Annotated in this window: 12 protein-coding genes and 1 pseudogene; 10 read left to right on the top strand and 3 right to left on the bottom strand. The window is 61.1% G+C overall.

From position 1 onward, the window contains the following. Positions 1 to 16: 16 nt before the first annotated feature. Together ACUXVA_RS14410 and ACUXVA_RS14405 are read left to right on the top strand one after the other, a co-directional pair. Positions 17 to 448 carry a GlcG/HbpS family heme-binding protein gene (locus ACUXVA_RS14410; protein WP_445492814.1) on the top strand — a complete coding sequence of 144 codons (432 nt, stop codon included), beginning with the start codon at positions 17 to 19 and terminating at the stop codon, positions 446 to 448. Positions 449 to 501: 53 nt separating this feature from the next. Further along, positions 502 to 1,425 (top strand): glycosyltransferase, encoded by a 924-nt coding sequence (locus ACUXVA_RS14405; RefSeq protein ID WP_445492812.1) that lies wholly within the window; start codon positions 502 to 504, stop codon positions 1,423 to 1,425. A 59-nt stretch (positions 1,426 to 1,484) separates the two neighbouring features. On the opposite strand, the gene ACUXVA_RS14400 is transcribed toward ACUXVA_RS14405, so the two are convergent. Both ACUXVA_RS14400 and ACUXVA_RS14395 read right to left on the bottom strand, forming a co-directional pair. Further along, entirely contained in the window at positions 1,485 to 2,285 is an 801-nt protein-coding gene (locus tag ACUXVA_RS14400) for an enoyl-CoA hydratase/isomerase family protein (protein WP_445492810.1), read from the bottom strand. A 28-nt stretch (positions 2,286 to 2,313) separates the two neighbouring features. Continuing rightward, positions 2,314 to 2,979 carry a glutathione S-transferase family protein gene (locus ACUXVA_RS14395; protein ID WP_445492808.1) on the bottom strand — a complete coding sequence of 222 codons (666 nt, stop codon included), beginning with the start codon at positions 2,977 to 2,979 and terminating at the stop codon, positions 2,314 to 2,316. A gap of 1,715 nt (positions 2,980 to 4,694) precedes the next feature. Here ACUXVA_RS14395 and ACUXVA_RS14390 point away from each other — a divergent pair. The 5 genes from ACUXVA_RS14390 (at position 4,695) to ACUXVA_RS14370 (ending at position 8,815) form a co-directional block, all read left to right on the top strand. Next, positions 4,695 to 5,009, top strand: coding sequence for a hypothetical protein (locus ACUXVA_RS14390; RefSeq protein WP_265082258.1), 315 nt, complete (start codon positions 4,695 to 4,697; stop codon positions 5,007 to 5,009). Positions 5,010 to 5,338: 329 nt separating this feature from the next. After that, a complete protein-coding gene (locus ACUXVA_RS14385; protein ID WP_265082259.1) occupies positions 5,339 to 5,914 on the top strand; it encodes an RNA polymerase sigma factor in 576 nt (191 codons plus the stop codon). 10 nt (positions 5,915 to 5,924) lie between these two features. Further along, positions 5,925 to 6,704, top strand: a complete 780-nt coding sequence (locus ACUXVA_RS14380; protein ID WP_445489920.1) for a hypothetical protein — start codon at positions 5,925 to 5,927, stop codon at positions 6,702 to 6,704. A gap of 345 nt (positions 6,705 to 7,049) precedes the next feature. Continuing rightward, positions 7,050 to 7,235 (top strand): DUF6634 family protein, encoded by a 186-nt coding sequence (locus ACUXVA_RS14375; RefSeq protein ID WP_445493291.1) that lies wholly within the window; start codon positions 7,050 to 7,052, stop codon positions 7,233 to 7,235. After that, positions 7,232 to 8,815: an AAA family ATPase gene (locus ACUXVA_RS14370; protein WP_445489918.1), complete on the top strand. Its 1,584-nt coding sequence runs from the start codon at positions 7,232 to 7,234 to the stop codon at positions 8,813 to 8,815. The genes ACUXVA_RS14375 and ACUXVA_RS14370 overlap by 4 nt, the downstream gene beginning before the upstream one ends. A 593-nt stretch (positions 8,816 to 9,408) precedes the next feature. On the opposite strand, the pseudogene ACUXVA_RS14365 reads toward ACUXVA_RS14370, so the two are convergent. Next, a pseudogene (locus tag ACUXVA_RS14365) lies at positions 9,409 to 9,912 on the bottom strand (glutathione S-transferase); the annotation flags it as partial. 421 nt (positions 9,913 to 10,333) lie between these two features. On the opposite strand from ACUXVA_RS14365, the gene ACUXVA_RS14360 reads away from it, so the two are divergent. The 3 genes from ACUXVA_RS14360 to fghA all read left to right on the top strand — a co-directional run bounded on the left by ACUXVA_RS14360 (position 10,334) and on the right by fghA (position 13,124). Beyond that, complete coding sequence (locus ACUXVA_RS14360) at positions 10,334 to 11,443, top strand: S-(hydroxymethyl)glutathione dehydrogenase/class III alcohol dehydrogenase (RefSeq protein WP_445492806.1); 1,110 nt, start codon at positions 10,334 to 10,336, stop codon at positions 11,441 to 11,443. Between the two features lie 97 nt (positions 11,444 to 11,540). Continuing rightward, positions 11,541 to 12,110: an S-(hydroxymethyl)glutathione synthase gene (gene gfa / locus ACUXVA_RS14355; protein ID WP_445492804.1), complete on the top strand. Its 570-nt coding sequence runs from the start codon at positions 11,541 to 11,543 to the stop codon at positions 12,108 to 12,110. Between the two features lie 168 nt (positions 12,111 to 12,278). Then, positions 12,279 to 13,124 carry an S-formylglutathione hydrolase gene (gene fghA / locus ACUXVA_RS14350; protein ID WP_445492803.1) on the top strand — a complete coding sequence of 282 codons (846 nt, stop codon included), beginning with the start codon at positions 12,279 to 12,281 and terminating at the stop codon, positions 13,122 to 13,124. The last annotated feature ends 114 nt before the right edge of the window (positions 13,125 to 13,238 follow it).

Raw genomic sequence — 13,238 nt, 5'->3', positions numbered from 1 at the left:
ACAAAGGACAGATTTCATGGCCGACCTCTCCCTCGACACCGCCCGCAAGATTCTCGACGCCGCGCTCGCGAAGGTGATCGAAAAGAAGATGAAGCCGATGGCCATCACCGTGCTCGACGCGCGCGGCTGCGTGAAGGCGTCATTGGCGCAGGACGGCACCAGCCTGATGCGCGGCGAGATCGCCTACGGCAAGGCCTACGGCGCCCTGTCGCTCGGCATCGGCTCGCGCGCTATCTTCCAGCGCGCCCAGGAGCAGCCCTATTTCGTCGACGCTATCAGCACCATGACCAAGGGCGCGATGATCCCGGTGCCCGGCGGCGTGCTCATCATGGACACATCCGGCTCCCTGCTCGGCGCCGTCGGCATCTCCGGCGACACCTCGGACAATGACGAGATCGCCGCCGTTGCCGGCATCGAAGCGGCCGGCCTGAAAGCCAATCCCGGCTAGGCCGCGGCTGCGGACTGCGAGATCGAGCAAGCGCGCCTGACGGGACGTCCCACATGACCACACGCGATCGCGTCGCAGTCCTCATCCCGTGCTTCAACGAGGAAGTCGCCATCGCGACGGTCGTCGCGGACTTCCGCCGCGTGCTGCCCGACGCCCGGATCTATGTCTACGACAACAACTCCACCGACGGCACCAGGGCCGTCGCCCTAGCGGCCGGTGCGGAGGTGCGCAGCGAGCGCCGCCAGGGCAAGGGACATGTGGTGCGGCGGATGTTTGCCGATATCGACGCCGACATCTATCTGCTGGTCGACGGCGACGCGACCTATGACGCGGCTTCCGCGCCACGCATGCTCGAGACGCTGACGGGCAATCACCTCGACATGGTCGTGGGACGGCGCATCCAGCAGCACAAGGCCGCCTACCGGACCGGGCACCGCACCGGCAACTCCTTGCTGACCGGATTTCTGGCCACCGTCTTCGGGCAGGACTTCAAGGACATCCTGTCCGGCTACCGGGCATTTTCCCGTCGCTTCGTGAAGTCGTTTCCGGTGCTGTCCGACGGCTTCGAGATCGAGACCGAACTCAGCGTCCACGCGCTGCAGCTCGCGCTGCCGATCGCCGAGATCGAAACGCCGTACTTCGCGCGGCCCGAAGGCTCGGTCAGCAAGCTGAGCACCTGGCCGGACGGCCTGCGCATCCTCGGCACCATCCTGAAGCTCTACCGCACCGAGAAGCCGCTGCGCTTCTTCGGCGCCATCGGACTGTTTCTGGCCATCGTCGCCTTCGGTCTCGCCGTGCCGGTGGCCGTGACCTATTTCGAAACCGGTCTGGTGCCGCGACTGCCCACCGCCGTGCTGTCGACGGGGATGATGATCCTCGCAATGCTGTCGATCTCGTCGGGCCTGGTGCTCGACACCGTGACGCGCGGACGCCGCGAAGTGAAACTGCTGGCCTACCTCGCCCAGCCGGCGAACTAGATGCTCAATTGCCGGTTTCGCGAACCTGACAAAGACAGCGCTCCGAGCATCGCGTCTTGCTACTTCCCCGGCCACACCGGCTTGCGCTTCTCGGCAAAGGCCTTGAGCCCTTCTTTGGCGTCCTCGGTCATCGCCAGCAGCGCGATCTGGCTTTCGGTGTAGGCGATGCTCTCGTCGAACGACATCGATGCGATGGCGCGCATGGCGTATTTGCCGCGGCGGATCGCGGTCGGCGACTTGTCGACGATGCGCGCGATCAGCCAGTCGATCTTGGCGTCGAGTTCGGCAACCGGCACCACATGGTTCAGCAAGCCCGCCGCCTGGGCCGCCCGAGCGTCGAACGGCTCGCCGGTGATGCACCATTCGTTGATCAGCCGGCGCGGCGCGGTCGAGTGCAGCAGGCTCAGCACCTGCATCGGAAATACCCCGACCTTGACCTCGGGCAGGCCGAACACTGCCTGCTCTGCCGCCACTGCCAAGTCGGTCATGCACAACAGCCCCATGCCGCCGGCCATGCAGGTGCCGTTGACGCGGGCGATGGCCGGTTTTGTCGACGCCTGCGACAGCCGCAGCAGGTCGGCGAAGTCGGCATTGGGCTTGGAGAAATCCGCGGCGAAGGCCGCGCCGGTGTTCTGCAGGTCGGCGCCGGCGCAGAACGCCTTGTCGCCGGCCCCGGTCAGCACGATGACCCGCACCTCGGCATCGTCATGGGCGGCGCGATAGCCGCGCGCGATTCCGGCGATCACCTCGCCGTTCATGGCGTTACGCTTGTCCGGCCGGTTGATGGTGATCCACAGCGCCTGCCCGCGCTTGTCGAGAAGCACGCTGTCGCCGGAGGTAACGCCGTCAGTCGCTTTCATGGAATCGCTCGCTGCATATGTGGACGAATCAGAAGGAGCTGCCCTGGCTGCGCCGCGGCACGCCCTGCGCGTCACTCGCTACATTTTCCGCCTCGACCGCGCTGCGATAGCCGTCGCGTGCCTGGAGGCGCTGCCAGTAGGCGGCGACCGACGGGCCGAACTGTGCCGACAATCCCAGCCGCTGCGCCAGCAGCAGCGCATAGCCGACGGAAATATCCGCGGCGGTGAAGCGCCCGGCGCACATGAATTCGGATGTTGCGGTGACGGCTTCGATCGCCCGCAACCGGCCGAGGAACCACTTCGAATAATCCTCCACCACCTGCGGATGGCGGCGCTCCTCCGGCTCCAGTTGCGAATAGCGCAGCACCAGCGTCTGCGGAAAGGTCAGCGTCGCCTCCCCAAAATGCAGCCAGTTCAGGAATGCGCCGTAGGCCGCTTCGTCGATCCCCACCGCCAGCGGCGTCGGGCCGTACTTCGTGACGAGATACTGCGCGATCGCGGCCGACTCCGTCATACGCGTGTCACCGTCAAGCAGAAGAGGAATGGTGCCGAGCGGGTTGATGCCGAGATAATGCTTGGCATGGACGCGCGGCGGGAACGGCAGCATCTTGAGTTCGTAGGGCAGCCCGAGCTCTTCCAGAGTCCACAGCGGCCGGAACGAACGCGCCGCGGCGCAATGATAGAGCGTCATCATCCGGCGGATTCCTCTGCTGCGCACAGCCCGAGGCCAGCGTCGTCCCGACGTAGTCTCACCAATGAGGCTTCGTCAAGGCCGCCCTCAGTGAGGTTCGGCGCATCGAGGCGGTGACTATGACCCTCTAGATATCACCGATCTAAGCAAGATTTTCGACTTCAAGGGAATACCGGCCGTTGTGCTCGCCATCGTTCCTTGAACTTCTGCCAGCGTGGCTAATCTAAATACTCACTTGGTATTAGACAGCACTCACGAACTAGAGGGCGCCACATAGCCGCCAACGTAGGAGCGTGCTCGGCCCGTATAGACCACGTCGTGCGGCCAACAACGTCTTCGATGGGGATCGGATGCCCCACCGCATGACCACGCTGGAGGTAGCGCAGCTCTGAGCACCCATCCAACATGGCATGGGGGCGTGTCATTCTATACACTGCGGCCCCGTCCGGCGATCCAGTTCCAGAGCCGCTCATCCATCGTCTCGCGTTAGCGTTCGCAACGATTTCCTTCAATTGACTGGAAGAAAGTGGAGGCATTTTCCTTCGCATCCGATTCAACTCTTCGAAAGAGCGATTCAAAGACGTACAAGCGCGTTGCAAAGTTCGGTAAACCTGATTCATATCGACATAATTCCGATTCAGATCCCATGATTTCCGTTACTTTGATCATGTAAGGTGAATACCCCTTTGCGATCTTCGCGACGGACGACGATTTTCGAACATGTGCCGCGCCACCAGCCATTGGTTCAGCAGTTGGACACCATCTCGCTCTGTCGGCGACCTTTTCCAATTCCCAGACACATCGAAATCAGTTGCCGCGTACGCGATCGCAGTTGCGCATTTACGATTCAAACTCAGAGAATGACGATTCAAATCCCGAAATCATCGTTTCAGCGTTCAACAACGGCGCTACAGACATGGCTAAATCCATGCAAATGAGCTCCACACTTTGAAACATCTGATTCAAAGCCCGATATTTACGTTGCAAAGTTCGATATCAATGATTCGAGATCCGACAGCGCCGATTCAATGTTTAGTATATGCGTTGCATTCCTTGAATGACGCTTACGCTATTGATCTGTAACGGAGCGACCGCAAGATTCTGCCATGCGCAAGCTCACATACGTTCCCGGAGACTGCTTAGTCAGGCTTTCCTCCGTGTTTGATATTCGGGGCAACCCGGGACAAGTTGCATGAATAGCAACTAAAGTTGCACCAGACGCAGAAGCAGTTGCGCATTTTCGATTCAAAGTTCGAAAATGGCGATTCAAAGCCAGATATCTTCGTTGCAATTCTCGGGTTTTGCGTTGCGGAGTCCGAAATTTCCGATTCAGAATGTGATGTGGGCGAGGCGCCGCGGGAGCGGCGTTCACGCGTTGCCGGGGGACTAGTCGCTTTCTTCCATCGATTGCGATCTCAGAGACGCGACACGGGTTCGCCAAAACGCCCGGCCTCCGATCGTCTTTTCCGCCTGGTCAAACGCTCGTAACGACCCCGGTCCTTCCGACGGTCCGTCCGATTTCTCGAAGGTCGCTCGATATCACCTGATTTTCCGCATTCAGCCAAGGGTTTGATTTCGATCAGCATCGAGGCCTGGTCGAAGGAAAGAATCTCTGCCGGCGCAGATTTGTCGCTTGCTCCGACCAGACGCATACTGGAATGGCTGGAACGTGTGTGCCGCGGGGGCCAGCGTAATGAACATTTTCCGGAGGATTGCTGATGCGTAGACCGATCACGCAACGCCGCGCTGAGCAAGCGGAGCAGCAGCGGGCGTATCGCTTGCAGCAGACTGCGTTGCGCAAACCGTCGCGTGACGATGTGGCGAGGGTGGCGCTCCACCTGATGATCACTGAAGCTCTGCGCACCCCGGATGCTAAATTCGGGTCGTGGTGTGATCACCTCGTTTTGCTCCTGGCAGCCCAGGGTTTCGACCGTGATGCTGCATATCGCCGAATTGACCAACTGGTGGAGCGCTACGCTGACGGCTGGCTAGCACAGCGCAAGCCTCATCTGGCACGGCCGGGCGCGGGTTGACGCCCAGCAGTTGGTGTATTCCCCCCGTTACTTCACCCAACGGCGTTGACGTCTGAATCGCCTTCCAGACTGCCGCTCGCAAGGTGCCTGGACTGTTTTCGGGCGGGCCGTGACGCACCTTCCGGAAGCACTTCCCCAGCCGCCGGCTTCATTCGGCCAGTATATCGAGTGGCTGTCGGATCTCCGGCCAGGCGTTGGATGCCGCAATGGGACGCTGGCTGGATGGTTGACCAGATGAGGCCAGCGAGCGGGCGGTCCACAAAATAGGATCTAGATCCTAGACAACCCTTTGGGATCCTGCCAGGTTCGCCCCAGGCAAAGGAGCGCACATGTCACCGTCCAGGTTTCCCCCGAAATATATCGAACGCATCATCGCTCTGCGGCCGGCCCTGCGCCGCCAGGCCACGTTTCTGATCGGTAGACGGACCCAGATCGGTGCCCCTGACGATTACGTACAGGACACGATGATCACTGCGCTGATGAGCGCGGATCGGTATGCCGAGGACAATCTGTCCGGCTGGTTGATGTCCATTCTGAACAGCCACATCCGGAATGCGCGCCGCCGCGCTCACGTCCGCACCTCGGTGCCACTGTCGCCGGTGACTACGGATGACGGCGATGCAGTAACGATCGACCTGCCGGTCGCCGCGCCCCAGGAACTCAGGCTTGACGTCGCCGATGCGTTGGCAGCGCTTTCTACGTTGCGGGTGGTCGATCAAGAGATCATCTATCTCGCGCGGATCGAAGAACTGTCGCATGACGAGATCGCGGCACGGCTCGGATTGCCGATCGGCACCCTGCATGCGCGGTTGTCCCGCGCAACCGCGCGGTTGCGCGCTGCATATGACGCAGAACCGGGCGGGCCGGAGACGCTGGGTTGCGCTCGTTCTCGTCGTGCCGCGTGAGAATGCCATCATGACCATGCAGATTTATCTGGTCGCCGGTCTCAACGGCGGCGGCGGCCGCAGCCTGACCGCTGCGCTGCTCGCGTACGGACTGCACTTACAGGATAGACCGACGATCCTGGTGCGACAGACCTACCATGGCCTTCTCTCGACGATTGAGCCGCTCGAGGCAACGCTACCGGTAACGTGCTGCGAGCTGATGCTGCCAGCCCCCTATGCGCTTCCGTCGGACCTCAGCGCCGGACTGGCGACCATGATCCACAGCGCCGACGCTCGCTTTGTGACCGCGTTGCGCGAGATGGCCATGGCCGAGGTCGGCAAAGACGGACATGTCGTAGTGGATCTATGCTGCAACGAGCGCGCCGCGAATGCCGCCACTATGCGCGATGCGTCAATGGTGCTGATACCGGCGCGCGCGTCGGTTCTAGAAATCGATTGGGCGGTGCGCACCTTCGCGCGGGCCCGCGACGTCCAGCGTTATCGTGATATCGCCGTGCCGACGCTCATCGCAACCATTGTTCCGGACAGCGGGCGTACCCACCAGATAGATGTGCTGGGTCGCATGCTGCGCGACTGCGATCCGCATCGCGAACTCCTGCCGGGTGAGCCGCGGGAGGTGGCAATCGAGGTCCCGTTCCTCGACGAGAGTACCCTGATGACGCTCTTCGACGAACGCTCGATCTGGCAGGATCCGCTTTTGAGCGCTCAATGCCGCGCCTTCGCGACAGCAGCGGCGGTTCGGGCCGATGCGTTCATGCTCATGCTGGCTGAAGATGACGGTGATCTTTGACGTTCAAGCGAACTCCGTCAGCCGCCCGTGGTCTCAACAGCATTGCTTGCCGGATGGGCGTGCCAAGGCAGGCAGCCTTGGTGCCTCCCCCCGGTTGACCCGTTCTGACCAACGAAAGACTTCCATGCTGACCAAAATGTTTCCATTTCTCGATCCAGTCCACATCACGCGCGCATTATCAGACCGGCTACAAGCGTTGGCCAAGGATTGCCTCATGCTCGAACATGACCTCACGTTCGTGACGGCGCGTTTGCGCACCGCACCAATGCTCGATTCCTATGTCCCCGTGCTCTCTCCGCTCGGCCTGCATCTCGTCGGCCAGGTCACGCAGCATCCGCTACTAGGATCGCCAGAATCGTCACTTCACAGGTCTGGGTTGCCGATCCGGAAGGACACTGGGCTCGAACTTTATCACGATTCTACCGGCTGGGACGCCCCGCCGATCCCGACGATTGCGATCGCATCCTCGCAACCTCGCCGTTTACGTTCGACGGCTGCGACGAAGCCGGCTGGTCCGGAGACGTCAATTGAACCACGACGACGACGACGGCAATGATGCCTTGAGCCCCCGTGAAGTCGATCCGGACACTGTCGCAAACGGCGCTGCGGCAGATTCAGCCGATAGCGAGTTGGAGCGTCTCAAAGGCCTGCCAAGAATTTTGCGATACGCTATGCTGTCCAAGGAAAACCGCGACGAAGTCGTCGCACAACGCCTAGTTGCGGAGATCGATGAACTCTGCCCAAATCTCCCGCAAAACGTCGTCTGGGCTGCCACCCAGGACGCCGAAAGCGGTCGCGCTCTCGCTGCCGAACTCGACCGCCTCGCTGTGATAGCGGACCTGCCGCTTTTGCGCAGCCTGAGTGACTGCGTTCGATTGCTGTCGCTGTCCGTGCCACACGATTTCGAAAGCTTCACAGCCTACCGGCGCGTCACGCGCGCCATGATCCACGCCCTGCATCAGGTTGCCGCACATCTCGAGGATCAGCAGTGCGCGGACCTCGAAGAATTAGTCTACGGTTTTGCCGCGCTGCCCGCCGCGAAAGGGTTGACCGATGGTACTCGCCATTGGCCGGCGATAAGCAGCGCGGTGTACCTGGGCGACCGGTCGGCGCGCCATCGCATCCGCGCCGCAGTCGTCAATGCGACGAACTATATCCGCCGTGACATGGAGACAAATCAGGCGGTCAGGCCATCGCATCAACCGGCCGCAGATTCCACAATGCGCGATCAGCTAACGATCGAGCCGATTGCTGAGCACCATGTGACCGTCGGGCGCATGTCTGAGACCGAGATGAAGGCCCTTAAACTTACAGAGCCGCTGAAACACGTTCTGCGAACTTCGTTGCCGCTCATCCATACACCTCCCCTCGACCGCGTCCGCGCGGCATTGTTCGCCGAATTTCCCTATGCCATCGATGTCATCGATTTCACACTTACAGACCTCGTCAGCCGTCCCACTGTGCGGTTGCGACCGCTGCTGCTCGTCGGCGAACCGGGCAGTGGAAAATCCCGATTCGCCCGCCGGCTAGGCGAGGTTTTGGGCTTGACTATCTGGCGCAATGACGCTGCACAATCAGACGGTAACACCTTTGCCGGCACCGATCGGCGATGGAACACGGCCCAACCATGCCATGCCTTCCTCGCGATTGCCCGGGGCAAAACCGCCAATCCTTTTGTATTGATCGACGAGATCGAAAAGACCAGCACGCGCAATGATTACGGTCGGTTGTGGGATTGTCTGCTTGGCCTGTTGGAGTCCGAAACAAGCGCTTGTTATCCGGATCCTGCATTGCAGATCCCGCTCGATCTAAGCCACGTGAACTACATTGCGACCGCCAACACAATTGATCCACTTCCCCTTCCGCTCCTCGACCGCTTCAGGATCATTGCGTTTCCAAAACCGACAATCCGGGATCTTGATGCGCTGTTGCCTGTGATGATCAGAGGTCTTGCCGCCGATCGCGGCATTGATAACCGCTGGATCACTCCGCTCGATGCCCATGAACTCGCCAGCGTCACTGCCGCGTGGCCCGGTGGATCCGTGCGTCATCTGCGACGTATTCTTGAGATTATCATTCAGACCCGCGATCGAATGGCGTCCAAGCATTGAAGTCTATTTCGCAACACGTCGACAAGAACTCTGGCCCGAAGCTGCCACCCAGGGAATTGCCATCCTGGTTAGGTACCTTGGAGGTTACATTATCCGATCCGGAGCCCTGCAAACCGTCACGGCTCTTCAAAAACGCTTCCAGGAACGGACTTCGCTTCAGTGGATGAGCAGCAAGACGACAAGCGCAGGGCCTTCGATCTAGCTGTTCGCAATCGAATACCGACGCCTTTTAATGTCAGATCCTCGGTAATGTTAATCACCAACCGACCGCTACCGGCTCCGCTTCGTAGCCGGGGTATTGCATGCCCGCACATCTGTCACAAAACCGATGTGCGGGCATCGTTGCCTAGGCTGACTTTTCCGGAAGCGATTTTGAACGCGACCCTATTTTCATTATTGGAAGCCCACCGCTGTCTTCTTCCTCATCTCTGAAGTTATAGTCTTCGGTTTCGGCGATCGAAGTTCCATAAGGCCGCGGGTCTCCCGCCTCAAAAAATGCAATTATCTGTTGTTGCCACTCTTTCCTTCGTTCCTTTGTCGTTTACCTAGCGGAACAAGGTGCAAGTCGGACCGACGAACCACTGATCTATCAGCAGTGTAAAGCCGAGGGAGACATCCTCGGCGGTAAAGCGCCTGACGCACATGAATTCAGAGGTTGCGGTGACGGCTTTGATCACCTTCAGCCGGCCGAGGAACCACTCGAATAGTCCTCCAGCACCTGCGGCTGGCGTCGCAGGTCCGGCTCCAGTTGCGAATAGCGCAGCACCAGCGTCTGCGGAAAGGTCAGCGACGCTTCTCTTCGCCAAAATGCAGCCGGTTGAGGAATGCGCCGTAGTCCGCTTCGTCGATTCCCACCGCCAGCGGCGTCGGGACGTATTTCGTGACGAGATATTGCGCGATCGGCGCCAACTCCGTCATACGCGTGTCACCATTGAACAGCAGAGGAATAGTGCCGAGCGGATTGATGCCGAGATTATGCTTGGGATGGACGCGCGCGGGAACGGCAGCATCTTGAGTTCGTAGGGCAGTCCTAGCTCTTCCAACGTCCACAGCGGCCGGAACGAACGTGCCGCGGCGCAGTGATAGAGCGTGTTCATGGCGCGTGTCGTCCCGATATTGCGGCTGCCGCCTCGCCGCGATGCGGCGTCGGCGGCAGCCGGAAGGATGCAGCGCGTTGCGTCAAGGCAGTGCGCGGTGCAGATGCGCGCGCGAATCACCTATCTGCAAATTCTGCGACAACCCTTTCCTGCTGCGATGCGGCGGTGTTTATGGGACTTATCTTGCGACGCAGCGAAAGCAGGAGATCACTATGGATGCTTCGGCGTTGACATACCTTCACAGGCTCCGCATTATTTGAGCGGTAATACCGGACGCCATTGACCAAGATGCATCGCCCGGTGCGGATCTGACAAAACTTCAGCGACCAGTGGTTCGCTTGCAGGTCCCGCGTCGCGAACGGACGGAACGACCGAACACAACGAATCTAACTTCAAGCTTTGGCGACCCGGAGAACGACAGATGAAAACACGCGCAGCCGTTGCTTTCGCGGCGAAACAGCCGCTGGAGATCGTTGAGATCGATCTCGAAGGCCCCAAGGCCGGCGAGGTTCTGGTCGAGATCAAGGCCACCGGCATCTGCCACACCGACGCCTACACGCTGGATGGCTTCGACAGTGAGGGCATCTTCCCGTCGGTGCTGGGCCATGAGGGCGCCGGAATTGTGCGCGAAGTCGGTCCCGGCGTCACGTCGGTGAAGCCCGGCGATCACGTGATTCCGCTGTACACGCCGGAATGCCGGCAGTGCAAAAGCTGCCTCAGCCAGAAGACCAATCTGTGCACCGCGATCCGCGCCACCCAGGGCAAGGGCGTGATGCCCGACGGCACCTCGCGCTTCAGCTACAAGGGCGCGCCAATCTATCACTACATGGGCTGTTCGACCTTCTCGAACTTCACCGTGCTGCCGGAGATCGCGGTGGCGAAAATCCGCGACGACGCGCCGTTCAACTCCAGCCGCTACATCGGCTGCGGCGTGACCACCGGCGTCGGCGCCGTGGTCAATACGGCGAAGGTGACGCCGGGCTCCAACGTGGTGGTGTTCGGTCTCGGCGGCATCGGCCTCAACGTGATCCAGGGCGCACGCATGGTCGGCGCCGACAAGATCATCGGCGTCGATCTCAACGACTCCAAGGAAGAATGGGGCCGCAAGTTCGGCATGACCCATTTCGTCAACCCGAAGAAGATCGAGGGCGACATCGTCGCGCATCTCGTCGGTCTCACCGACGGCGGCGCCGACTACACCTTCGATTGCACCGGAAATACCACGGTGATGCGCCAGGCACTGGAAGCCTGCCATCGCGGCTGGGGCGTCTCGGTGGTGATCGGCGTGGCGGAATCCGGCAAGGAGATCGCCACGCGGCCGTTCCAGCTGGTCACCGGGCGGGTCTGGAAGGGGACGGCCTTCGGCGGCGCGCGCGGCCGTACCGACGTGCCGAAGATCGTCGACTGGTACATGAACGGCAAGATCGAGATCGATCCGATGATCACCCACGTGCTCAAGCTCGAAGACATCAACAAGGGCTTCGAGCTGATGCACGAGGGCAAGTCGATCCGATCGGTGGTCGTCTACTGAGTTTTACTGGGTTTCAAGTTCGGCAGGAGAAACGGCAAGACGCAGCAAGTTCAAATCACAAGCGTCCAACGAAGACGCAAAACGGAGGATTGATCCCATGACTGTTCACATCCACCCCTCAGTCGACAGTGGCGTAAAGAAAGGCTCCGGCAGCTTCGCCGGCGGCACGCTGGTTTGCAAATGCAAGGACCGCCCGGTCAAGGTCGGCATCAAGGGCGACGTCGCCCACAACCACGCCTGCGGCTGCACGAAATGCTGGAAGCCGGACGGCGCGACCTTCTCGGTGGTCGCCGTGGTGCCACGCGACAATGTCACCGTGCTCGAAAACGGCGACAAGCTGCACATCGTCGACGCCTCGGCGACGATCCAGCGTCACGCCTGCCGGATCTGCGGCACGCACATGTACGGCCGGATCGAGAACAAGGATCATCCGTTCTACGGGCTCGACTTCATCCACCCGGAACTGTTCGAGGAAACCGGTTCGGCAGCGCCGGGCTTTGCGGCCTTCGTGTCGTCGGTGATCGAATCCGGCGTCGATCCCGGCGAGATGGACGGCATCAGGGCCCGGCTCAAGGAACTCGGGCTCGAACCCTATGACTGCCTGTCGCCGGGGCTGATGGACGCCATCGCCGCCCACGTGGCAAAATCGAAAAAGAAGGCGGCCTGACCGCTCACGCTTGATCCGAAACGGTGTCCCGGGTGCGGTGCGGCACGAAGTGCCGCTCCGCAGGTCCGGGGTACGAAGCCTCAAAGCTGAAGCCATCCGGAATAGCCTTCCGGATGGCTTCGCTGCTATTGATCGAACTCCTTCCGTCCAATCCAGAGATTCCTGCCGATGACCATCGAAACAGTCTCGCTCAACCGGGCTTATGGCGGCACCCAGGGCGTCTACAAGCACGCCAGCCGCTCCACCGGCACCGACATGACCTTCTCGGTGTTCGTGCCGCCCCAGGGCGCCAACGCCAAGCTTCCCGTGGTCTGGTATCTGTCCGGCCTGACCTGCACCCATGCCAACGTCACCGAGAAGGGCGAATTTCGAAAGGCCTGTGCCGAGCTCGGCCTGATCTTTGTCGCCCCCGACACCAGCCCGCGCGGCGCCGACGTGCCCGGCGATCCCGACAAGTCCTATGACTTCGGACTCGGCGCCGGCTTCTACGTGGACGCCACGCAGGCGCCCTATGCGCGCAACTATCGCATGTGGAGCTATGTCACCGAGGAATTGCCGGGACTGGTCGCCGCGCAGTTTCCTGTCGACGCCCACAGGCAGTCGATCCTCGGCCATTCCATGGGCGGCCACGGCGCGCTGACCGTTGCGCTGAGCTATCCGCAGCGCTACCGCGCCGCCAGCGCCTTCGCGCCGATCGTGGCACCGGCGCAGGTGCCGTGGGGCGTCAAGGCGCTGTCAGGCTATCTCGGCGGCGACCGCGTGACCTGGCGCAAGCATGACGCGGTGGCGCTGATCGAGGACGGCGCGCGCTTCACTGACCTGCTGGTGGACGTCGGCGACGCCGATCCGTTCCTGACCCAGCAGCTGCAGCCGGAGCGGCTGGAACATGCCTGCGAAAAGGCCGGCATTCCGCTCACTTTGCGCCGCCAGCCTGGCTACGACCACAGCTACTATTTCATCTCCACCTTCATGGACGATCACCTGCGCTGGCATGCGGAGCGATTGAAGGCGTGACAATGTCATTCCGGGGCGCGGGCGGCGACAGCCGAACGCGAACCTCAGCCAATCCAATTGGAATGGCGGGGAATCCCGAGATGTTCAGCGTGCAACTGCCCGGGATTCCGGGTT

The organism is Rhodopseudomonas sp. RCAM05734, assembly GCF_052658035.1.
Note: the sequence above shows the minus strand (reverse complement) of the source record. Positions and strands in the feature narration are given on the sequence as shown.

Bases quoted from the DNA above. Each gene is read 5' to 3' on its own strand.
- ACUXVA_RS14410 (WP_445492814.1), top strand. From the start codon at position 17: ATGGCCGACCTCTCCCTCGACACCGCCCGCAAGATTCTCGACGCCGCG.
- ACUXVA_RS14405 (WP_445492812.1), top strand. From the start codon at position 502: ATGACCACACGCGATCGCGTCGCAGTCCTCATCCCGTGCTTCAACGAG.
- ACUXVA_RS14400 (WP_445492810.1), bottom strand. From the start codon at position 2,285: ATGAAAGCGACTGACGGCGTTACCTCCGGCGACAGCGTGCTTCTCGAC.
- ACUXVA_RS14395 (WP_445492808.1), bottom strand. From the start codon at position 2,979: ATGATGACGCTCTATCATTGCGCCGCGGCGCGTTCGTTCCGGCCGCTG.
- ACUXVA_RS14390 (WP_265082258.1), top strand. From the start codon at position 4,695: ATGCGTAGACCGATCACGCAACGCCGCGCTGAGCAAGCGGAGCAGCAG.
- ACUXVA_RS14385 (WP_265082259.1), top strand. From the start codon at position 5,339: ATGTCACCGTCCAGGTTTCCCCCGAAATATATCGAACGCATCATCGCT.
- ACUXVA_RS14380 (WP_445489920.1), top strand. From the start codon at position 5,925: ATGACCATGCAGATTTATCTGGTCGCCGGTCTCAACGGCGGCGGCGGC.
- ACUXVA_RS14360 (WP_445492806.1), top strand. From the start codon at position 10,334: ATGAAAACACGCGCAGCCGTTGCTTTCGCGGCGAAACAGCCGCTGGAG.
- gfa (WP_445492804.1), top strand. From the start codon at position 11,541: ATGACTGTTCACATCCACCCCTCAGTCGACAGTGGCGTAAAGAAAGGC.
- fghA (WP_445492803.1), top strand. From the start codon at position 12,279: ATGACCATCGAAACAGTCTCGCTCAACCGGGCTTATGGCGGCACCCAG.